The 21,474-nt window shown below is 64.4% G+C and carries 15 protein-coding genes; 9 read left to right on the top strand and 6 right to left on the bottom strand.

Going from position 1 to position 21,474, the window contains the following annotated elements; all coding sequences use genetic code 11:
• Positions 1–15 precede the first annotated feature (15 nt).
• Positions 16–3,147, bottom strand: coding sequence for a bifunctional proline dehydrogenase/L-glutamate gamma-semialdehyde dehydrogenase PutA (gene putA, locus JMT67_RS12060; RefSeq protein ID WP_201463582.1), 3,132 nt, complete (start codon positions 3,145–3,147; stop codon positions 16–18).
• A 108-nt stretch (positions 3,148–3,255) separates the two neighbouring features.
• Here putA and JMT67_RS12055 point away from each other — a divergent pair, with 108 nt between their 5' ends.
• The 6 genes from JMT67_RS12055 (at position 3,256) to JMT67_RS12030 (ending at position 9,846) form a co-directional block, all read left to right on the top strand.
• Positions 3,256–3,717: an Lrp/AsnC ligand binding domain-containing protein gene (locus JMT67_RS12055; protein WP_182713356.1), complete on the top strand. Its 462-nt coding sequence runs from the start codon at positions 3,256–3,258 to the stop codon at positions 3,715–3,717.
• Positions 3,718–3,814: 97 nt separating this feature from the next.
• Positions 3,815–6,052, top strand: a complete 2,238-nt coding sequence (locus JMT67_RS12050; RefSeq protein ID WP_311734610.1) for an AGE family epimerase/isomerase — start codon at positions 3,815–3,817, stop codon at positions 6,050–6,052.
• Positions 6,053–6,138: 86 nt separating this feature from the next.
• Entirely contained in the window at positions 6,139–7,224 is a 1,086-nt protein-coding gene (locus JMT67_RS12045) for a glycosyltransferase family 4 protein (RefSeq protein ID WP_183217448.1), read from the top strand.
• A gap of 59 nt (positions 7,225–7,283) precedes the next feature.
• The gene (locus JMT67_RS12040; protein WP_183217446.1) at positions 7,284–8,783 is read left to right on the top strand and encodes a phosphomannomutase/phosphoglucomutase; all 1,500 of its coding nucleotides are present in this window, start codon (positions 7,284–7,286) and stop codon (positions 8,781–8,783) included.
• A 59-nt stretch (positions 8,784–8,842) separates the two neighbouring features.
• The gene (locus JMT67_RS12035; RefSeq protein WP_054764577.1) at positions 8,843–9,106 is read left to right on the top strand and encodes a DUF6894 family protein; all 264 of its coding nucleotides are present in this window, start codon (positions 8,843–8,845) and stop codon (positions 9,104–9,106) included.
• Positions 9,103–9,846 (top strand): Crp/Fnr family transcriptional regulator, encoded by a 744-nt coding sequence (locus JMT67_RS12030; RefSeq protein WP_201463581.1) that lies wholly within the window; start codon positions 9,103–9,105, stop codon positions 9,844–9,846. Before JMT67_RS12035 ends, JMT67_RS12030 begins: the two co-directional genes overlap by 4 nt.
• 12 nt (positions 9,847–9,858) lie before the next feature.
• On the opposite strand, the gene JMT67_RS12025 is transcribed toward JMT67_RS12030, so the two are convergent.
• Complete coding sequence (locus JMT67_RS12025; RefSeq protein ID WP_201463580.1) at positions 9,859–12,348, bottom strand: glycosyltransferase; 2,490 nt, start codon at positions 12,346–12,348, stop codon at positions 9,859–9,861.
• A 125-nt stretch (positions 12,349–12,473) separates the two neighbouring features.
• Between JMT67_RS12025 and JMT67_RS12020 the strand changes: the two genes are divergently transcribed.
• Positions 12,474–13,310: a phytanoyl-CoA dioxygenase family protein gene (locus tag JMT67_RS12020; RefSeq protein WP_182713351.1), complete on the top strand. Its 837-nt coding sequence runs from the start codon at positions 12,474–12,476 to the stop codon at positions 13,308–13,310.
• 171 nt (positions 13,311–13,481) lie between these two features.
• On the opposite strand, the gene glmS is transcribed toward JMT67_RS12020, so the two are convergent.
• Positions 13,482–15,296 carry a glutamine--fructose-6-phosphate transaminase (isomerizing) gene (gene glmS / locus JMT67_RS12015; protein WP_183216121.1) on the bottom strand — a complete coding sequence of 605 codons (1,815 nt, stop codon included), beginning with the start codon at positions 15,294–15,296 and terminating at the stop codon, positions 13,482–13,484.
• A gap of 166 nt (positions 15,297–15,462) precedes the next feature.
• Between glmS and glmM the strand changes: the two genes are divergently transcribed.
• A complete protein-coding gene (glmM, locus tag JMT67_RS12010; protein ID WP_183216123.1) occupies positions 15,463–16,812 on the top strand; it encodes a phosphoglucosamine mutase in 1,350 nt (449 codons plus the stop codon).
• Between the two features lie 248 nt (positions 16,813–17,060).
• Positions 17,061–18,896, top strand: a complete 1,836-nt coding sequence (locus JMT67_RS12005; protein ID WP_183216126.1) for a DUF885 domain-containing protein — start codon at positions 17,061–17,063, stop codon at positions 18,894–18,896.
• Positions 18,897–18,905: 9 nt separating this feature from the next.
• Here JMT67_RS12005 and JMT67_RS12000 read toward each other — a convergent pair whose 3' ends face one another.
• Genes JMT67_RS12000 through JMT67_RS11990 form a run of 3 tightly spaced genes read right to left on the bottom strand, consistent with a single transcriptional unit; the run spans position 18,906 to position 21,171 of the window.
• Positions 18,906–19,817 (bottom strand): NAD(P)/FAD-dependent oxidoreductase, encoded by a 912-nt coding sequence (locus JMT67_RS12000; RefSeq protein WP_233455872.1) that lies wholly within the window; start codon positions 19,815–19,817, stop codon positions 18,906–18,908.
• The gene (locus tag JMT67_RS11995) at positions 19,814–20,962 is read right to left on the bottom strand and encodes a DUF1176 domain-containing protein (protein ID WP_201463578.1); all 1,149 of its coding nucleotides are present in this window, start codon (positions 20,960–20,962) and stop codon (positions 19,814–19,816) included. Before JMT67_RS11995 ends, JMT67_RS12000 begins: the two co-directional genes overlap by 4 nt.
• The gene (locus JMT67_RS11990) at positions 20,959–21,171 is read right to left on the bottom strand and encodes a hypervirulence associated TUDOR domain-containing protein (RefSeq protein ID WP_201463577.1); all 213 of its coding nucleotides are present in this window, start codon (positions 21,169–21,171) and stop codon (positions 20,959–20,961) included. The genes JMT67_RS11995 and JMT67_RS11990 overlap by 4 nt, the downstream gene beginning before the upstream one ends.
• Positions 21,172–21,474: the final 303 nt, after the last annotated feature.

Here is a 21,474-nt window from a genome sequence, read left to right as displayed (position 1 = left end):
CACCGGAACCCGCCCCTACAAATTCAACAGCGCCGGATCCCCGCCCTGGGCCGCGATGTTCACGCTGATGGCCTTTTCCGCCGCATAGCGGATCAGGCTGTTCGGCCCTCCGGCCTTGGGGCCGGTGCCCGACAGGCCCTCGCCGCCGAAGGGCTGGACGCCGACGACGGCGCCGGTGATGGAGCGGTTGACGTAGACGTTGCCGGCGGGGACCAGGGCCGTCACCTCGGCGGCGAAGGCTTCGATACGGCTGTGGACGCCCAGGGTCAGGCCATAGCCGCGCGCGGCTAGGCGCGAGGCGACCGATTGCAGCTCGGACGGCTCGTAGCGGTAGATGTGCAGGATCGGGCCGAACACCTCGCGCTCCAGGAAGTCAGGCGTGGGGATCTCGGCGATGGTGGGGGCGAACAGATCGCCCTTTTCCGAACCCAGCGGCAGGGCGGCGCGGGCGATCACCTTGGCTTCGCGGGCCAGACGTTCGACGTGGGCCTCCAGGGCGCGGCGCGATTCAGAGTCGATGACGGGGCCGATGTCGGTCTTGGGATCGGCGGGGTCGCCGACGGTCTGGACCGCCAGGGCGCCCTTCAGCCCCTCGATCAGGGCGTCGGCCGACTCCTTGGGCGCATAGAGGATGCGCAGGGCCGAGCAACGCTGGCCGGCCGAGCCGAAGGCGGACTGGATCACGTCGTCGATCACCTGCTCCTTTAGGGCCGTGGTGTCGATGAACATGCCGTTCAGTCCGCCGGTCTCGGCGATGAAGGGAATGATGGCGCCGGGGCGGGCGGCGATCGACCGGTTGATGGCGCCGGCCGTGTCGGTGCCGCCGGTGAAGGCGACGCCGTCGACGCCCGGATGGGCGACCAGGGCCGCGCCGACCGTCTCGCCGCGTCCGGGAACCAGGGCCAGAAGATCGGGGTTCAGGCCGGCCTTGTGATACAGGCGCACCGCCTCCGCCGCGATCAGGGGCGTCTGTTCGGCCGGCTTGGCCAGGACGGCGTTGCCGGCGGCCAGGGCGGCGGCGATCTGGCCGGTGAAGATGGCCAGGGGGAAGTTCCACGGGCTGATACAGGCGAAGACGCCGCGCCCGTGCAGGATCAGCTGGTTGGTCTCGCCGGTCGGTCCCTTCAGGGTCTGGGGCGCGGCGAAGTCGCGCTCGGCCAGCAGGGCGTAGTATCGGCAGAAGTCGGCGGCCTCGCGCACCTCGGCGACGCCGTCGTTCAGGGTCTTGCCGGCTTCGCGGCTGAGCAGGGCGACCAATCGGTCCAGATCGGCCTCCAAGGCGTCGGCCATGGCGCGAAGGACGACGGCGCGTTTGGCTCCGCCTTGGCGGTCCCAATCGATCTGGGCGCGGCCGGCGGCTTCGACGGCGGCGTCTATGTCTGTGCTCGTCGCTTCCGAAACATGGCCCAGCACCTGGGACCGGTCGAACGGATTGGTCACCGCCTGAGGGTCGATCCCGGCGCGCAGCTTGCCGCCGATGATCGGGCCGGAGGTCAGCTTCTCGCGGTCGACCGTCTCCAGCGCCTTGGCATGGGCTTCGCGGTCGGCGGCCTGGGAATAGTCGCGGCCGAGGGAGTTCTGACGATCGCCGTACATGTCTTTGGGAACCGGAATCTTGGGGTGGCGGTCGGGCGCCTGCTCGACCAGGGAGATGGGATCGGCCGCGACGGCCGAGGCGGGCACCCGCTCGTCGAGCAGGGCGTGGACGAAGGAGGAGTTGGCGCCGTTTTCCAGCAGGCGCCGCACCAGATAGGGTAGAAGCTCCTCATGTCCGCCGACCGGAGCATAGGCGCGAACGATGACGGTCTCGTCCTTCCACGCCTCCTGCGCCGCGTCGTAAAGAGCCTCGCCCATGCCGTGCAGCCGTTGATGCTCGACGGCGACGCCGCGATCCCGCGCCATGCGGCGGACGGCGGCCAGGGTATGGGCGTTGTGGCTGGCGAACTGGGAATAGAGGGCCGGCGCCGCCTCGATCATGGCCCGGGCGCAGACCAGATAGTTCAGATCGGTCGCCGCCTTTGTGGTGAAGACCGGATAGTCGGTGCGGCCGAAGACCTGGGCCCGCTTGATCTCCGTGTCCCAATAGGCGCCCTTGACGAGGCGCACCATCAAGCGGCGACCCGAGCGGCGGGCCAGGTCGGCGACCCGCTCGATCGTCTCCAGCCCGCGCTTCTGATAGGCCTGAACCGCCAGGCCCAGCCCCGTCCAGCCGCCGAGCGACGGCTCGTGCGCCAGCCGGTCGAGCAGTTTCAGCGACAGGGCCAGACGGTCCGCCTCCTCGGCGTCCATGGTGAAGTTGATGTCGTACTTCGCCGCGATCTGGGCCAGGTGGAGAATGCGGGGGTAGAGGCTCGTCCAGACCTCGTCCTCATGCGTGGCCTCGTAGCGGGGCGAGAGGGCCGACAATTTGACCGACACGCCATGGCCGTGCTCCGGCCCTTGGCCCTTGGCCGTCCTGCCCACCGCCTCGATGGCGTCGGCGTAGATGCGTTCATAGCGGTCGGCGTCGGCCAGGGTCCGGGCGCCTTCGCCCAGCATGTCGAAGCTGCACAGCCAGCCTTCCCTATTCGAGCGTTTCAGCGCGCTCTGGATCGTGCGGCCGACGACGAACTGCTCGCCCATGATCTTGACGGCGGTGGCCACCGCCTGACGGATCACCGGCTCGCCCAGACGACCGGCGATCCGCTTCAGAAAGCCCGGCAGGTCGCTGCGCGCCTGGTCGTCCACATCCACCAGCTTGCCGGTCAGCATCAGCCCCCAGGTGGAGGCGTTGACGAAGAGACTGTCCGACTGGCCCAGGTGCGCGGCCCAGTCGGCCGAGCCGATCTTTTCGGCGATCAGCCGATCGCGCGTCTCCTCGTCCGGCACGCGCAGCAGGGCCTCGGCCAGGCACATCAGGGCCAGGCCTTCGCGGGTGCCCAGGCTGAATTGCTGCAGGAAGCTTTCGACCACCCCCTGCTTCTTCTGGCTCCGGCGGGCCTGTTCGACCAAGGCCACGGCTTCGGCGACGACCGCGGCGCGTTCGGCGGCGTCCAGCGGAACGCGGGCCAGATTGTCGGCGACCACGGCCTTTTCATCGCGGAACTTGTGATGGTCCAGCTCGTCCCAGAGGGCCAGGGACGAGGGTGAGAAGGCGGGCGGGGTCATCGGCGACAAATCCTGTGGATTTTAGCCGTATATGCCGGAGTTCGTTGAAGGTGCTTCGTATGATATGCGCCAAAGCCGAAGATCGTTCGTGAAAAGGCGTGATTTCCAATGACGGATTTGGATCCGGTAGACCGGCGCATCCTGCGCGTGCTGCAGGCCGACGGTCGCATCTCCAACGCCGAACTGGCGCGCCGATGCCACCTCTCGCCCGCCGCCTGTTTCGAGCGGGTCAAGCGGTTGCGCGACCGGCAGGTCATCACCGGCTACGCCGCCATGGTCGATCCCGCCCAGGTCGGCCGCGACCTCTTGATCTTCGTCGAGGTCCTGTTGGACCGAACCACCGGCGACGTCTTCGAAGCCTTCGCCGCTGCGGTGCGCACACAGCCCGAGGTGCTGGAATGCCATATGGTCGCCGGCGGCTTCGACTATCTGATCAAGGCCCGCGTCGGCGACATGGATGCCTATCGCGCCTTTCTAGGAGACGTGCTGGTGCGCATGCCGGGGGTCCGCGAAACCCGGACCTATGCGGTGCTGGAAGAGGTGAAGTCGACAACCGTACTGCCGATTTGAGCGGATCGGTGCAGCTTCTGGTCTCGCCGCCGTCGCCCCTTGGTTACGGCATGGGATGACGCGCGCTCCCAATTCGCCTAAGCCTGAAGCCCAAACAATGAGGGTCAACGCCGCGCCGATGCCGGTCATCTTTCCTGTCATCATGTGCGGCGGCTCGGGCACGCGGCTTTGGCCTGCGTCCCGCCCCTCTCGGCCTAAGCAGTTCATTCCGCTAGCCGGCAATCGGTCCCTGTTTCAGGATACGGTTGAGCGTGTCGCCGACCTTGCAGGGGAGCACGGTCGATTGATCATCATAGGCGGCGTGTCGCACCGGCAAGCGATCTGCGACCAGCTGAAGGAGTTGGAGCGGGACGCCGTCGTCCTACTTGAACCAACAGCGCGGGATTCGGCGGCCGCCATGGCCGCAGCGGCGATCTGGACCGAACGGCAGAACCCGGACGCCGTGAATCTGTTCGTCGCGTCCGACCACCACATTCCGGATGGCGCGGCGTTCCGCAAGGCCGTGGCATCGGCCAGCGACGCCGCCTTGGCAGGCCGAATCGTGACGTTCGGCGTCATACCCTCCGGCCCGTCGTCGGCCTATGGCTACATAGCGCCGCGCGGCGAAGGCTTAGCCGAGGTTCGGGCGTTCGTCGAAAAGCCGGACCTGGCCACGGCCGAACGCTACATCGCCGACGGTTATCTGTGGAACAGCGGCAACTTCGTCGTGCGCGCCGACATACTGAAGGCCGAGCTAGGTCAAGTCACCGCAGGTCTGGTCGAGGCGGTGACGGACTCCATGGAGGCCGCCGTCGTCGATGGCGGCGTGATCCTGTTGGGGCGCCGCTTCAGCGATGCGCCTCGCATATCAATCGACTATGCTGTGCTGGAGAAGACGGAGCGGGCCTCAGTGCTTCCTGTCGCTTTCGACTGGTCCGATCTGGGCGCGTGGGACGCCGTCCAGAAGTCCGGTGAGGGCGACGTCGGTCTGCACATCTTGGAAGATGCGGAAAACTGTCTGGTGCGAGCCTGCGACGGCGTGATGGTCGCCGCTGTGGGGGTATCCAATCTCGCCATCGTGGTGGAGCAGGACGCCGTTCTGGTCGCAGATTTGGCGAAGAGCCAGGACGTGCGGAAAATCGTCAAACGGCTACAGAGCCTGTCGCCGCGTCATCTGGATTTCCCGCAGCCCGTGCAGGAAACACTGGATGAAGGCGCTGTACGGTTTGCGGCCTGGATGCGCCAGTCGGCCCTGCCGACCTGGTGCACCCTGGGACAGAACGCCCAGGGCGGCTTTGAAGAATTACTGACCCAGGACGGTCGCAGACTTCATGCGTCTCGCCGCGCCGTCGTCCAAGCGCGCCAGATTCAAGTTTACGCCCAGGCCGGACACCTTGGATGGCCCGGCCCTTGGCGCCCAGCGGTCGCGGCCGGTTTGGACTGGATGAATCAGCGCTTGATGACGGGCGGCGGACGTCTGCGGACACGCATAACCACAGGCGGCGCGCCTGAAGACGATACGACCACCCTTTACGACCAAGCCTTCCTTCTGTTCGCCCTTGCCTCCGTCTCGCGTTTGGATCCTGAAGCTGCACATCAGTTCCAGGCCGCCAACCTGCGGGATCAGTTGATGACTGCGATGGACAAGGGCGGCGGTTTGGTGGAGGCTGGGGCGCATCCATATCAGGCCAATGCGCATATGCATCTGCTCGAGGCCGCCTTGGCTTGGGAGGAGGCTGAGGGCGACCCATCTTGGGCGGAATTAGCGGATCGGATCGTCGTCCTGGCACGCAGCCGTTTCATCGACCCCAAGACAGGAATGCTCAGAGAGTTCTTTTCGCCCGACTGGTCCCCGGCCGAGGGGCCGGATGGGACGCTCGTGGAACCTGGGCATCAGTTCGAATGGGCATGGCTTCTCGCTCATCATGCGAAGCGTCGTGCCGACGCCGAGGGGGTGGAGGTCGCCTGGAATCTTTTCGAAGCCGGGTTAAAAGGGGTCGATCGAGGGCGGGGCGTGGCGATCGACGCAATGAATTTGGACGGCTCGATCCGCAGCGCCCGCGCGCGTTTGTGGCCCCAGACGGAATGGTTGAAGGCGGCGCTGCTTCTGGCGTCTCTGACCGACGACGGACGGCGCGATCTTTGCCTGATGCAGGCCGCGAGAGCGCAAAGAGCCTTGTGGCGATACCTCATCCCTGTCGGTCTCTGGCGAGACCAGATGCTGGAAAGCGGGGACTTTATTGACGAGCCGGCGCCCGCCAGTTCCTTTTACCATATCATGGCGGCTTTCGTTCAGACGAGGGCCACCCTCGGCGCGCTTCGGCCCGACATCAGCTGGGCTCTGGAGCTGGCATGAGGTTCCTCCATATCCATCTCGCCATCGTCATTCGAAGCGTCTAGAAGTTCCGCTCTTACTCAACGGCTCAGGGTCCGCCCGCCTCCATGCGCATCGTTCTGGCCACCGACGCCTGGGAACCTCAGGTCAATGGCGTCGTCCGCACCCTGACCCGCACGGTCGCGGAATGCCGCGACATGGGCCATGAGGTGGAGGTCATCGAGCCCAGCCTGTTCAAGACCATCCCCTGCCCCACCTATCCGGAGATTCGGCTGGCGCTGGGGGCCGAGGAAGAGATTCGCGAAATGCTGCGGGCCTTCGAGCCGGAGGCCGTCCACATCGCCACCGAGGGGCCGATCGGCATCGCCACGCGGCGCATCTGCGTGGAATGGAAACTGCCCTTCACCACCAGCTATCACACCAAATTCCCGGAATATGTCTCGGCGCGTTTCCCGATCCCTGTCCAGGTCGGCTACGCCTATATGAAGTGGTTCCACAAGCCGTCCGGCCGGCTGATGGTGGCGACCCCGACCCTGCGGGACGAACTGGTCGAACACGGCTTCAAGAACGTCTCCCCCTGGTCGCGCGGCGTGGACACCGAAGTGTTCCGGCCCGATCTCGAGCCCATCTATGACGAGATGGGCGCCAAGGACTGGCCCCGTCCCTTCTTCCTGAACGTCGGCCGGGTCGCGGTGGAGAAAAATATCGAGGCCTTCCTGGAGCTGGATCTGCCCGGCACCAAGATCATCGTCGGCGACGGCCCCGCGCGGGCGGAACTTCAGGAAAAATACTCCGAGGCCAAATTCCTGGGCGCGCGCTTCGGCGGCGAACTGGCTCGGTGCTTCCGGGACGCCGACGTCTTCGTCTTCCCCAGCTGGACCGACACCTTCGGCCTGGTGATCCTTGAGGCCATGGCGGCGGGCACGCCGGTGGCCGCCTATCCCGCCCACGGACCGATCGACATCATCCCGGGATCCGGCGCCGGGGTGATCGACGACGATCTGAAGACCGCCTGCCTGAAATGCCTCGATCTGGATCGGGGGACGGTCCGGGCCTATGCGGAGAAGTTCAGCTGGCGGGCGTCGGCCGAGCAGTTCGTGGAGAATCTGCAGCCCTATCCCGAGCCTGAACGGGGCCGCTTCTGGCGACGCCTGCGTCGCATCGCCCGCATCCGCAAACGCGCGGCCGCCTAGCGCCGTCGCCGCTGCCGGTTCCTCTCCCGCCCACCGCCGACCGCCTTCAAGGATCCGCCATGCTCAAGCCCCGCCAGGACCTGAAGCCGAACACGGCCGCCTATGAGACAGAGCCCCTGGTCAAGCCGACGGGGTTTCGCGAATATGACGCGCGCTGGATCTTGGAAAAAGAAATCAACCTCCTGGGCGTTCAGGCCCTGGGGCTGGGGCTGGCGACCTATGTCCATGAGATCGGCGTGGCGCCGAAGATCGTCGTCGGCCACGACTTTCGCGGCTACAGCCTCAGCGTCAAACAGGCTCTGATCCTGGGCCTTCTGGAAGGCGGGATGGAGGTGCTAGACGTCGGCCTGGCCCTGTCGCCCATGGCCTATTTCGGTCAGTTCGAACTGGACGCGCCCTGCGTGGCCATGGTCACCGCCAGCCACAACGAGAACGGCTGGACCGGGGTCAAGATGGGGGCGAACAAGCCTCTGACCTTCGGCCCCGAGGAGATGGGCCGGCTGAAGGAGATCGTGCTGAACGGCGAGGGCGTGGCGCGGCCGGGCGGGAAGCTGGTCCGGGTCGAGGACTTCCGGGAGACCTATGTGGCCGACGTGGCCTCCAAGGTTCAGATCAAGCGGCCGCTGAAGGTGGTGTGCGCCTGCGGCAACGGCACGGCCGGCGCCTTCGCGCCCGACGCCCTGCGCCGGATGGGCGTCGAGGTGATCGAGATGGACACAGACCTCGACTACACCTTCCCCAAATACAATCCGAACCCGGAAGACCACGCCATGCTGGTGCAGATGGCTGAGCGGGTGAAGGAGACCGGCGCCGACCTGGCCCTGGGCTTCGACGGCGACGGGGATCGCTGCGGCGTGGTCGATGACACGGGCGAGGAGATCTTCGCCGACAAGATCGGCCTGATGCTGGCGCGCGACCTGTCCAAGGTCCACCCGAACAGCACCTTCGTCGTCGATGTGAAGTCGACCGGCCTCTACAAGACCGACGAGATCCTCAAGGCCAACCGCGCCGAGGTGGTCTATTGGAAGACCGGCCATTCCTACATCAAGCGCAAGACGGCCGAACTGGGCGCCCTGGCCGGGTTCGAGAAGTCGGGCCACTTCTTCATGGCCGGCGACCTGGGCTACGGCTATGACGACGGCCTGGTGGCGGCAGGCGCAGTCCTGGCCATGCTGGACCGCAATCCCGGCAAGAAGCTCAGCGAGCTGAAGGCCGCCCTGCCCGACGCCTGGACCAGCCTGACCATGTCGCCCCATTGCGACGACGAGCTGAAGTACGGGGTGCTGGAGCGGATCGTGAAGGAATACGCCGATCTGGCCGCAGCGGGCGGCGAGATCCTGGGGCGCAAGATCGTCGAGGCCATCACCGTCAACGGGGTGCGGGTGCACCTGGAGGACGGCTCCTGGGTCCTGGTCCGCGCCTCGTCCAACAAGCCGGAGCTGGTCGTGGTGGTCGAGAGCATGCGCTCAGAAGACGACATGCGCGACCTGTTCCGCAAGGAGATCAAGCCGCGCCTGGCCGCCTATTCCGAGATCGGCGCCTTTAATCAGGAAATCTAAAAAGGCTGAACCAATCCGGCCGATCGTCGCTTCTTGCAGGTCTGCTGCTGGAGGTGGGGTTGCCGCGCTATTTCTTTCATACCCAGAATGGGGACCGCATTCGCGACGACCAGGGCGAGGACCTGCCGAACGTCGACGCCGCACGAGAGGAGGCGGTCACGATCCTGGGGGAAATTCTGCGCTATCGCAGCGCCGGATTTTGGGACACGGGCGTCTTCAGCGTCATCGTCACCGATGCAGAGGGCGTGACGGTGGTCAGCGTTACGGCCAAGGCGTCCCAAGAGGCCCCCCAGGGTTGGGCCTTGGCGGACGCCGACGAATGAACGCCGTCCCAACCGATCCGACCATAAGAACCCTGGTCGATAAGCTGGCGCTTCGCGACCGGCTGTCGCCCGAGGAGATCGCCGCCCTGGACAAGGTGCTCGGTCCGCCGAAGGAGGTCCGCAGCGGGGCGGACTTCGTCCAGCGCCACGGCCATCCGACCCACAGCACCCTTCTGATCAGCGGGTTCGCAGCGCGCCATGTGTCCCTCGCCGACGGCGGCCGGCAGATCACCGAGATCAATGTCGATGGCGACTTCGTCGATCTGCACAGCCTGCTGATGAAGCAGATGGATCACGGCGTGCAGGCCCTGACGGACTGCGTCATCGCCCAGGCGCCGCACGCGGAACTGATCGCCCTTACGGAAAATCACCCGCATCTGGCCCGACTGCTGTGGCTGGACACCTTGATCGACGCGGCGATCCACCGGCAGTGGCTGGCCGTCATCGGCCGCCGCAGCGGCCTCGGCGGCCTGGCCCATCTGTTGTGCGAACTCTATTTGCGCCTTGAGGTCGTGGGACAGGCGGAAGACCGAAGCTTCAGGCTTCCACTGACGCAATCCGTACTAGGCGATATGCTGGGCCTGTCGACGGTCCATATCAATCGTCTGGTCGCCGAGTTGCGCGCCCAGGGCCTGGTCAACTGGACCGGCGGCCAAGTCGAAATCCTGGATTGGCCGCGTCTGGCCGCGATCGCGGAATTCGATCCCGCCTATCTGCGTCTGCAGCGAGAACCGGTGTGACCCGCATAGCACTCAATTCACTACTATAGAGGGCGGAATCTTGCTGCTGCCCCGCCTGACCGAGGGCTTCCTACGCAGGTAGCTCACATGCGCAGGGCGAAACGGGTCTATAGTCTTCCTGACTTCGTGGAGTGCTGGAGCCTCGTCACTAAACAGCGGACTAAAGTACGGATCATGCCTACCCATTAGATCTGACCACCTCGCGCTCATTAAGCTGGTGTCTTTAGGATGACTCAGCTGCTTGGATGTCATACGTGTTGCAGACTCATGATGGTATAGCACGGCATGACCATCAAAGAGAACCTTATACCCCGCCTCTCTTATCCTCAGACATAAATCTATGTCATTAAATCCAACTGCGAGGAGAGGATCAAAACCGCCCACCGTCTTAAATATGTCGGCGCGCACCATCATACAGGCACCGGTAACAGCCGAAAAATCACGCACGGAAACCAAGCCGCTTATATACCCTGGGTTCCTTCTTTCACCAAGGTTCGAGGGCGCATTCTTGTACACGTGCTCTGCAGGCCCACCCACATTCAGCACAACGCCGCCGTGCTGAACGGATCCATCAGAATAGAGGAGAAGCGCTCCTACAGCCCCAACATCCTCACGAAGGCAAAGCCCCTGCATGTGCTCAATCCAACCAGCTTCGATCGCTTCGACGTCATTATTGGCAAACAAGTAGAGATCATAACCACTCCCCGCCTCTTCGACTGCCCTGTTATTCATTGCAGAAAAATTGAACGGTCCGGAATACCTTATTACTTTTACACGATTCGGAAGTTGAGACATGTAATCCAAAGTCGACTGATCGTTCGAATCATGATCGACGATCAATACGTCAGATTCTGTCGTTAGCAACAAAGAATCTACGCAGGGCTTCAGCAGGTCAACGCGATTCTTTGTCGGAATTATGATCAGAGATTTGGCGCTAGAAGGAAAATCATGGCGGAATGTATTGAACGTTAGTCCATTCGACACTTCAGCCCTACTATTTGTTCGGGCATGATGTCGCTCTAAAGAACGTCGCGTTGCGTCCATTACGGCGTCGATTTTCTCATGACCAGCACTGCCATCGTGCGTCCTCCACCGATAAAGCGGAACAGGAATGTGCGACACGGATTTCGAATTTTCCAAGATGCGCAGGACAAAATCAACGTCCATAGAGATGTTCATTTTTAGATCATACCCGCCCACCTTCTTAGCTAATGATCTTTTTACAGAAACAAAGTGAACAAAATATGGATGCGATATGTAGTAATCGTAGGAAAAACTGGGGCGAGCTACAACTTGAGATATAACATCTATGTCCTCACCACATATGACTTCGTCAGTATATATAATATCGTGACCTGACAGTGATTCTTTCAGTACCCTATACACAGCCTCCGGCTCTAGGGCATCATCATGGTCGAGAAAGGCGACATATTTTCCTCGCGCATGTCGAATGCCATCATTCACAGCCGCAGACACACCGCCATTCTTCTCTCTTCTTATCACCTTAATCCTGGAATCAACAGCAGAAAACTCAGTCAACACTTGTTGCACCAGAGGTTCTGTGGAGGCATCATCTACACACAGCAGCTCCCACCTGCTACAGAACTGTGAAATTACGCTGTTTATTGCCCGTCTGAGCCAATCAACGGGCGTATTGTAGACGGGCATTACAATGGACAATAAACTTCCAGCTGTTTCACGATCCATTGAATCGCAAAGCTCTTCTAGCTCATGGCTGGCCAAGCCGTCCCACCGCTTGAGCCATATGGCTACATGATCGTCTGCAGAAGGCTGGTACGGCGAGTTTACCAAGGTCCGTTTGCTGCGCGCCAACCTAGCCACCACCGCGCCAGCCTCCGCTCGGTAGTCAGAGCTGAGCGCGATCCTAAACCCAGCATGAGTGTTGCTAAAGCCGGCGGCCACCACGTCTGGCCGCGGCAACGATGTCCTGCCCTCCCCGACAACCAAGCCGTTTTGGAGAAATTCCAACTCGGCCGGACCTTCGGGCCCATCGGGGTCCACACACCAGCCGAAAATCGAATTCGCGACGAGACCGTCGATGCACCCGACGATATCCGGCGCATCTCGGACTGACGCGCCGTGCTCACCCATTCTAAGAAGCTCCCGCCCAGCTTCCGAATTGCCGTCAAGCTCGAAGCTCCGACGGAAGAAAGCCGCAGCTCGTTCATTGTGGCCGGAAAATTTTGCGAGATAAGCGCGCCTCAGCCAAGCATTGGACGAGCGCGGCTTGAGCTTGCAGCCTCTTTCATAGGCTGCCTCCGCCTCGTCGTAGCGGCCGGTGTCCTTCAGCGCATTTCCCAAGCGCACCCAACTGTGACCATCATGAGGGCGCACAGCGAGATGCCTGCGAAGCGCATCTATAGCTTCCAGAGGACGCCCCGCCCTCAAAGCAGCCACCCCCTCGTCACGATGAACGGTATTGTTGGACTTCCTGAGCCTCTCCAGTGCCTTGGCCCACCCGCCAGCGATTTTGTAACTCAACACCTGTCTACGGGTCCCTGTCATTGCTCATCCCTTTTAGATGCCTTGCGGCATGAGACAACTGCTGCAGATACGGTTGAACGGAAATCCCGCGCTCGTTAATATGCCTTCTCGGGAGCCACTCAATGTTCAACGCGTTTCGATCGCTTTCTGCAGCACAGCAGAAAATATGGAAAGATCAGGGTTATCTGCATCTCAAGAAGGCCATAAGCCCGACGGAGATGGCGGCCGTAAGAAAGGCTGTTGATTGGCAGTGGGCGAACCCCATGGGCAACCCACACCAAGTAGATGTCATCACTGGACCGCACGCGGGTCGCTGCTTTTCGATGAATGAGGCCCCGCCGTCAGTGAGATCCGAAGCCTACAAGCTGAACAATCTATTCCTTTACAGCGAACAAATCCGCAATGTTGCGCTGTCAAGGAGACTTAAGCCTGTCCTAGCTGAGCTGCTCAATGGCGAACCCATGATATGCAACTCTCTCAATTTCGAACGGGGCAGCCAACAGGATGCACACATAGACAGCTGGTACATGCCCCCTCCGAAAGACGAAGGCATGGTGGCGGCAAGCATCACCTTAGATCCAGTTGACGACCAAAATGGCCCGATCTTCTTCTACCCGGGAAGCCATCAAATTCCACCATACCGTTTTTCGGATGGACGACTGAACGCGATCGAAGCAGAGATGGCAGCCTGCCACGATTACATTCGAGGAGAAATCGAAAAGCGAAATCTCGAAGTTACGCTTTACAAGGGGCAGCCGGGAGATGTTCTAATCTGGCACGGTCAACTAATCCACGGCGGATCGCCGATCAAAGACTTCGCCCGAACCCGTAATAGCTTGGTCGTTCATTACTGGCGAGCTGAGGACGTTTCACAGAGCGCCTTGTTTCGTGGTAAAGGAGGCAGCGCTTACCTCGGTCACACTTTGCGTGGCGAGCTAACGCCGCTGTCGATCAAATAGAAAACTAGCCCTGAGCCGCGAAATTTAACGAGCTGCCCATGCAATAAATTTGCCGGATGGGCACTCATCAATAAGGATGCAATCCCGATTGCCGCCGAGCCCTTGACGATATTTCAGGCTGAATCGCGACCTATAGTTTAATTCTAAGTATGCTTTTTGATCACCCGCGCGTCACTCCACCGTGACGGACTTGGCCAGATTGCGGGGCTGATCGACGTCCGTGCCTTTCTGAACGGCCGTGTAGTAGGCCAGAAGCTGCATCGGCACGGCGTAAACCAAGGGCGCGATCAGGGGGTGGCAGTCCGGGGCGTGGATACGGCGAATGCCGGCGCCGTGCGGGTCGGGGGCGTTTTCCGGGGCGATCATGATTACGGGGCCGCCGCGCGCGGCGACTTCCTGCAGGTTTGAGGCGGTCTTTTCGAACACATCGTCCAGGGGGGCCAGGGCGATGGTCGGGGTTTCCTCGTCGATCAGGGCGATCGGGCCGTGCTTCAGCTCGCCGGCGGCGTAACCCTCAGCGTGGATATAGCTGATCTCCTTCAGCTTCAGAGCGCCCTCCATGGCCAGGGGGAACATGGCGCCCCGGCCCAGGAACAGGATGTCGTCGGCCTTGGCCAGATCCTGGACCACGGAGCGGATGCTGGCGTCCATGCGCAGGGCTTCGGCGATCAGGCGAGGGCTTTCGAACAGGGCCTTGACCAGTTCCGCCTCCTGGGCCGCGTCGATCCGACCACGCGCCACGCCGGCCGCGACGGCCAGGGCCAGCAGGGCCGCGACCTGGGCGGTGAAGGCCTTGGTCGAGGCGACGCCGATCTCCGGCCCGGCATGGGTGGGCCACAGCACCTCGGCCTCACGCGCCATGGAGGAGGAGTGGACGTTGACCACCGCGGCCGTCTTCAGTCCCTGGGCCTTGCACCAGGTCAGGCTGGCCAGGGTGTCGGCGGTCTCCCCCGACTGGCTGACGGCGACGGCCAAGGTCTTGGGCGACACCGCCGGCGAGCGGTAGCGGAACTCGGAGGCGATCTCGACGTCGCAGGGCAGGCCCGCCAGCCTTTCAAAGGCATAGCGACCGATCTGGCCGGCGTAGAAGGCGGTGCCGCAGGCCACGATCTGAATCCGCTCGACGGCGGCGAAGTCGATGGCGTTCGTCTTGGCCTTTCCGGTCACCAGATCGAGGTATTCCGACAGGGTGTGCTGGACGCTGTCGGGCTGTTCATGGATTTCCTTCTCCATGAAGTGGCGGTATTCGCCCTTCTCGACCATGGCCGAGGAGGCCGAGACCTGGACGACGGCGCGTTCGACCGGCTTGCCGGCGACGTCGAACATCTGGGCGCCGGTTCGGGTGACGGCGACATAGTCGCCCTCTTCCAGGTAGGAGATCTTCTGGGTGAAGGGCCCCACGGCCAGGGCGTCAGAGCCCAGATACATTTCATCCTCGCCCCAGCCGACGACCAGGGGGCTGCCGCGGCGGGCGCCCAGGATCAGATCGTCCTCGCCGTCGATCAGCACCGCGAGGGCGTAGGCGCCGGTCAGACGGTCCAGAGTGATCTTGAACGCCTCCAGGGGGCTACGACCAGTGTTGAGCTCGGCGTCCAGCAGGTGGGCGATGACCTCGGTGTCGGTCTGGCTTTCGAAGACATGGCCCTCTGCGGCCAGTTCCGCCTTCAGCTCGGCGAAGTTCTCGATGATGCCGTTGTGGACCAGGGTGACGCGGCCGGCCTTGTGCGGGTGGGCGTTGGCGGTGGTGGGCGCGCCGTGGGTGGCCCAGCGGGTGTGGCCGATGCCGACCGTGGCCTTCAGCGGCGCTTCGGCCAGGACGGCTTCCAGATTGCGGATCTTGCCCTGGGCGCGCCGGCGCTCGACCGCGCCGTCCACAACGGCGGCGACTCCGGCGGAGTCATAGCCTCGGTATTCCAGCCGTTTCAGGCTGTCGATCAGCCGGGGAACGACGGGTCCATTGCCGGTGACGCCGATGATGCCGCACATGCGCTGGGAACTCCGAAGAGGAAGGAAACAGAAGGGCGCCGCTTTGCACTGGCGGCGATCCGGGGCTAAGCCACGCATCGAGCCCCACCGGCCGTCTAGGCAATCTTAAGGCGGACTGCATCAAAAATGGGGTTTCGGAACGTTACCCGAAACGAAGGACGACGCCTTGGGCGACAGGAAATATTTCGGCACCGACGGCATTCGCGGGCGCGCCAACACCTATCCGATGACGGCCGAGGTCGCGCTGCGCGTGGGGCTGGCCGCCGGGAAACTGTTCCGCACCGGCGACGACCGTCGCCATCTGGTGGTGATCGGCAAGGACACGCGCCTGTCGGGTTATACGATCGAGCCGGCCCTGGTCGCCGGTTTCGCCTCAGTGGGCATGGACGTGCGCACCTTCGGCCCGGTGCCGACGCCGGGGGTGGCCATGCTGACCCGGTCGATGCGCGCCGACCTGGGGGTGATGATCTCAGCCTCGCACAATGACTATGCCGATAACGGGATCAAGCTGTTCGGGCCGGACGGCTACAAGCTGTCGGACGAGATCGAGCTGAAGATCGAAGCCCTGATGGACGACGGTCTGGACCAGGGGCTGGCGCCGTCGAACAAGCTGGGTCGGGTCAAGCGGATCGACGACGCCCAGGCCCGTTACATCGAGATCGCCAAACAGGCCTTCCCCAAGCGGCTGAGCCTGCAGGGGCTGCGGATCGCCGTCGATTGCGCCAACGGCGCCGGCTACAAGGTCGCGCCCACCACCCTGTTCGAACTGGGGGCCGAGGTCTTCCCCGTGGGGGTGGCCCCGAACGGGACCAATATCAACGCCGAATGCGGCTCCACCCACCCGCAAACCCTGGTCGAGGCGGTCAAACGCTACCGCGCCGACATCGGCATCGCCCTGGACGGGGACGCCGACCGGGTCATCATCTGCGACGAGAAGGGCCAGGTGGTGGACGGCGACCAGATCATGGCCCTGGTCGGCCTGGACTGGGCCCGGCGCGGCCGGCTGGCGGGCGGCGGGGTGGTCGCCACCGTCATGTCGAACCTGGGGCTGGAGCGCAAACTGAAGTCGCAAGGCCTGACGCTGGAGCGGACCAAGGTCGGCGACCGCTATGTGATGGAGCGGATGCGCGAGGGTGGTTTCAACATCGGCGGCGAACAGTCGGGGCACATCATCCTGCACGACCACGCCACCACCGGCGACGGCCTGATGGCGGCGCTGCAGGTGCTGGCGGTCCTGGTCGAGTCCGGCAAGCCGATGAGCGAACTGGCCCGCCAGTTCGACCCGGTGCCGCAGAAGCTGGAGAATGTCCGCTTCACCGCCGCGAAACCGCTTGAGAACGAAAAGGTCAAGGCGGCCATCGCCGAGGCCGAGGCGGCGCTGAACGGCTCGGGGCGGCTGCTGGTGCGGCCCTCGGGCACGGAGAAGCTGATCCGGGTCATGGCGGAAGGCGACGATGCGGCCCTGGTCAAACGGGTGGTGTCGGAGGTTTCGGCGGCGGTGAAGGCGGCGGGGTGACTTTCAAGACCCTCTCCCGCTTGCGGGGGAGGAGGCCCGGCGTTCGCGAAGCGAACCAGGGTCGGAGGGGGAAGTCTTCTTTCTTTAAGAGGCGGAACTTCCCCCATCGTCAGCCGTCTCGCTGCTCTCTACGAGCTGACACTTCCCCCGCAAGCGGGGGAAGGTGGTCTGCGCCTGTCCGCGATTTCACTTGCGGGTCGAGACGACCGGCGCTCCATTGGGGTCAGACATACTCGCTGGGGCCTTCCATGATCGACCGTCGCCGCCTTCTTCTGTCCGCCGCTGCGGGCGCGGGTCTCGCCGCCGCCCACGGCCAGGCGTTTGCGCTGAACGCCCCGGCCGGCGACGCCGCCCAGTCCAAGGCCGCCCTGGCCGCCTTCATGGACCAGGCGTTCGAAAAGACCCTGGACCTCAGTCCCGAAACCGTGACCGCCTTCGGCCTGGACGCCGGCGCGCGCGCGGCCGCCAAGTCGCAGTTGACCGTTCCGACTGCCGAGAACGAGGAGAAGTTCCGCGCCTTCACCAGAGCCCAGCGGACCGCGCTCGGCGCTCTGGATCGGTCGTCCATGGACGCCCAGGACGGCATCTCTTACGACACCATCGCCGACAATCTGGACGGGGTGATCGCCACCTTCGCCATCCCCTACGGCCAGGGCGGATGGCCCAACCCCTACCGCGTCAGCCAGCAGGGCGGGGCCTATCAGTCGACGCCGGACTTCCTGGCCAACCAGCATACGATCCAGACGGCCGAGGACGCCGACGCCTATGTGGCCCGCGTCGCCGCCTTCGCCGACGTCCTGACCGCCGAGACCGAACGTCTGCGCGAGGACTACGCCCTGGGCGTGATCCCGCCGGACTTCATCCTGGCCAAGGCCATCGCCCAGCAGGACGGGATTCTGGCCACCGCCGCCGCCGCCTCGCCCATGGTCGCCTCGGTCGTGGACCGCACGCGGGCCAAGGGCCTGTCGGGGGACTGGGGCGCCCAGGTCGAGGCCCTGCTGACCCAAAAGGTCTATCCCGCCCTGTCGGCCCAGAACGCCCTGCTGAAGGCCGCCCTGCCGCGCGCCGGGCACGAGGCCTCGGTCCGCCGCCTGCCGCAGGGCCAGCAGTATTACGCCAACAGCCTGCGCTTCATCACCACCACCCGGCTGACGGCGGACGAGATTCATCGCACCGGCCGCGCCCAGATGGCCGAGCTGACCGCCCGCGCGGACACCCTGCTGAAGGCCCAGGGGCTGACCCAGGGCGCCGTGGCGGAACGGATCCGCGCGCTCGGCCAGGACCCGAAATACGTCTATCCGAACACCGACGCCGGAAAGGCCGAGCTGATCGAGAAGCTGAACGCCCAGATGGCCGACATGCAGGCCCGTCTGCCCGGCGCCTTCGGCCGCCTGCCCAAGGCTTCGGTCCAGATCAAGCGCGTCCCGCCTGCGGTCGAGGCTGGCGCGCCCATGGGCTACTACAACTCGCCGAGTCTGGATGGGTCGCGGCCGGGCATCTACTGGATCAATCTGAAGGACACGGCGGAATGGCCGTCCTGGACCCTGCCGACCCTTACCTATCACGAGGCCGCGCCGGGCCACCATCTGCAGATCAGTCTGCAGCAGGAGAGCGAGGCGGCGCCCAAATATATGAACCTGCTGGGCTTCTCCAGCTATGTGGAAGGCTGGGGTCTGTACGCCGAACAGCTGGCCGACGAACTGGGCGCCTATGAGAACGATCCGGTGGGCCAGATCGGCTATATCCAGTCGCTGATGTTCCGCTCCGCCCGTCTGGTGGTGGACACCGGCATCCATTCCAAGGGCTGGAGCCGCGAACAGGGCATCCAGTACATGATGGAGTCCTACGGCGATCAGGAAGGGGCCGCCGTGTCCGAGGTCGAGCGCTATTGCGGCTGGCCGGGCCAGGCCTGCGCCTACAAGGTCGGCCATAACGAATGGGTGCGGTTGCGCGAAAAGGCCAGGACCAGCCTCGGCGCCAAGTTCGACCTGAAGGGCTTCCACGACACGGCCTTGGCCGCCGGGGGCGTGCCCCTGTCGGTGCTGGAGCGGATCGTGGACGGCTGGATCGCCACCCAAGCCTAGTGTTGGGCCCTAACCGTCGGAGACGGTCTGTCCGTCGAGCCGACGCAGGCGGTTGTGGATGTCGGTGGCGGCGACGGCCGCCTCCGCCGTGGCCACGGCGATCTGGTTGAGGCCGCGCACCACGTCGCCGGCGGCGTAGAGGCCGGGCACGCTGGCGGCCTGATGCAGATCGACTTCCAGCCGGCCGTCGGCGGCCAGCCGGGCGCCGAGCCCCCTCGCCAGATCGGCGTTGGGCGACGCGCCCAAGGCGGAGTAGACGAGGTCGAAGGCGCGGCTCTGGCCGCCATAGCTCAGGGCCGTCACCCGGTCGTTTTCGATGTCGATCGAGTCCAACGGCGCCAGGATCAGTTCGACGCCGAGCCGTTCCAGCTCGTCAGGACGGCTGAGCGCGTGAGGCGGCCCGATGTGGATCAGTGTCACCCGATCGGAATAGGTGCGCATGAAGGCGGCTTCACGGGCGCCCTTGTCGCTTTGGCCGATGATCGCGACGGCCTTGCCGACGGCCTCATAGCCGTCGCAGATCGGACAGATGCGGACCAGCGCCCTGCGCACCGCCGCTTCGACGCCCGGCAAGTCAGGATGATGATCGACGACTCCCGTCGCCAGAAGAACGGCGCGGGCGCGAACAGATCGGCCATCCCTCTCTGCGATGAAACGCTCGCCGTCGAGGGTCAGGCGATCGATAAGACCCGGCGTGATGACGGCGCCGTATTCTTCAGCCTGTTCGCGCATCCGCTTCAGAATACCCGCGCCAGTGACGCCCGCCGGAAAGCCCGGCATATTGTGGCTGAGCGGAATCCAGCTGGCGCGAGGCGCGCCGCCGTCCGCCACCAGGGTCCGCCGGCGAAACCGGCCCAGATAGGTCGCCGCCGTCAGGCCGGCCGGACCGGCGCCGATGATCAGAACCTCCGGGTCGTTCACCGCGTGCGCCAGGCGACGGGCCACAGATCGGACGGCACGCCAGCGCATTCGCCCATGACGCTTTCCTGCGTCAGTGTGAAGCCCTGCCCCGTCCAGGCCCAGGTCTGGGCCGCGCCGCAGTCGCCGATGCCGCGCCCCTTGGCGAAGGCCGACAGGGTGCGGGTCTTGGGATCATAGGCGCCGTTGACGGTCGCATTGTCGGGCATGACCGGATCGGAGCCTGGGCCTTCCGTTCCGGCGAGGATCGCAGGACGAGGATCGCGACCGCCCGGCCCCGTCAGATACCAGTTGTGAGTGACGTTATAGGCGCCTGCGCCGCAGGGCACGCCCCACAGCTCGGTCCGCGCGTCCAGTCGGGCGGACATGACCATGTCGCTGACGGCGGGCATGGCGGACGCCTTCAGGCAGTTTCCGACCTCGGTGCGAGCGCGCAGCGCGGCGGGCACGCGCTGGTTCTGATCACCGAACCCCGACTGGTCCACGGCCGGAGCGGGGGTGACGGTCGGCAGCGGCGGCGCGACCGGAACGAGGGCGGCCGGACGGGAGCCGCGTCGGATCAGGGCGGTGGGCGTGTCCAGACGGCCCTGTTTCTCGTCGATCCACAACAGGGCGGCGGCGGCGCCGTGCAGCGAGACTTCCTGGGTGGAAGCCCCGCGAATGGTCATGACCTTTCCCTGGGCAAGGGCGTCAAGGGCGCCGCGGACCCCAGTGCGGATTTCGCCGATGGGCGCGTCAGCGTTGCTCGCCTCGCTGAGCGCGGCCGGATAAGCGCGGCCGTCGATGGTCAAGCCGAGGGGGTTGGCGCCCTTGGCGTCGCCGTCGGGCCAGTAGCCAAACAGGATTTGCGGCTGGGCGTCCGGTCCGGGCGCCAGGGCGATACGGACCCAGCCGGCGGCGAAGTCGGGCGCGAAGCCGAAGGCCCAGCAGGTTCCGTCATTGCCGCAGGTGGCGCGCCAGTCGCGGAAGGTCTTGGTCTCGGGGCGAATTTGCAGCACCGGCGCGGCGACGGCGGGCGCCGCCGTACTGGCGGCCTTAGGCGCAGCAGGGGTCTCGGCCGCATCCTTATCGCCGCATCCGGCGACGGCGAACGCAGCCAGAACAAGAGAGGACAGGGGGACGCCGCGCGACAGTGCGTTCAGCTTCATGCCTTCTTCAACTCCGACGGCCTGTGCGCCGCGCGTGCGCCGGTCTTGGCGCTTTCGACGATATACTCCGGATTGTCCTCGGAGGCCGCAACCTTGTGGCCCTTGACCCTTGTTTCGGAGGTCACCTTCTTGACCACCTTGCCGGCCGTCACGCCCTGGCTGTGGTCCCATTTCACCTTGTCGCCGGCCTTGAATGTCTTGTCCGACATGGTTTCGCTTCCTGCTGCGTCGTTTCCTGCTCAGCAATCAGCCTGCGCATCAGTTCCGCATCGACCACCGGCGGCGCCTCGCAGAAGGTGACGATCCACTGATCCACCAGTCGGCGCTCTTCCTCCGTCATCCTGACGTCCGTGTCTGTTGCTGAGCCAAAGAGAAGTCCGGGCGCGCCAAAGGGTTCAGGCGGGATCTGCGTTATTCCGCGCGGCCACGATGGGCGGCGGGGTTTGCGCGGGCGCTTGGCCTCGCTATACCGCCGCCACGACATTCCCTTCCCCACAGTCACAGGCGGACCG

This window comes from Brevundimonas aurantiaca (genome assembly GCF_904830995.1).
Classification (GTDB): domain Bacteria; phylum Pseudomonadota; class Alphaproteobacteria; order Caulobacterales; family Caulobacteraceae; genus Brevundimonas; species Brevundimonas aurantiaca.
Note: the sequence above shows the minus strand (reverse complement) of the source record. Positions and strands in the feature narration are given on the sequence as shown.

Coding starts and splice junctions, on each gene's coding strand:
- putA (WP_201463582.1), bottom strand. CDS start 3,147: ATGACCCCGCCCGCCTTCTCACCCTCGTCCCTGGCCCTCTGGGACGAG.
- JMT67_RS12055 (WP_182713356.1), top strand. CDS start 3,256: ATGACGGATTTGGATCCGGTAGACCGGCGCATCCTGCGCGTGCTGCAG.
- JMT67_RS12050 (WP_311734610.1), top strand. CDS start 3,815: ATGAGGGTCAACGCCGCGCCGATGCCGGTCATCTTTCCTGTCATCATG.
- JMT67_RS12045 (WP_183217448.1), top strand. CDS start 6,139: ATGCGCATCGTTCTGGCCACCGACGCCTGGGAACCTCAGGTCAATGGC.
- JMT67_RS12040 (WP_183217446.1), top strand. CDS start 7,284: ATGCTCAAGCCCCGCCAGGACCTGAAGCCGAACACGGCCGCCTATGAG.
- JMT67_RS12030 (WP_201463581.1), top strand. CDS start 9,103: ATGAACGCCGTCCCAACCGATCCGACCATAAGAACCCTGGTCGATAAG.
- JMT67_RS12020 (WP_182713351.1), top strand. CDS start 12,474: ATGTTCAACGCGTTTCGATCGCTTTCTGCAGCACAGCAGAAAATATGG.
- glmS (WP_183216121.1), bottom strand. CDS start 15,296: ATGTGCGGCATCATCGGCGTCACCGGCAATGGACCCGTCGTTCCCCGG.
- JMT67_RS12005 (WP_183216126.1), top strand. CDS start 17,061: ATGATCGACCGTCGCCGCCTTCTTCTGTCCGCCGCTGCGGGCGCGGGT.
- JMT67_RS11995 (WP_201463578.1), bottom strand. CDS start 20,962: ATGAAGCTGAACGCACTGTCGCGCGGCGTCCCCCTGTCCTCTCTTGTT.
- JMT67_RS11990 (WP_201463577.1), bottom strand. CDS start 21,171: ATGTCGGACAAGACATTCAAGGCCGGCGACAAGGTGAAATGGGACCAC.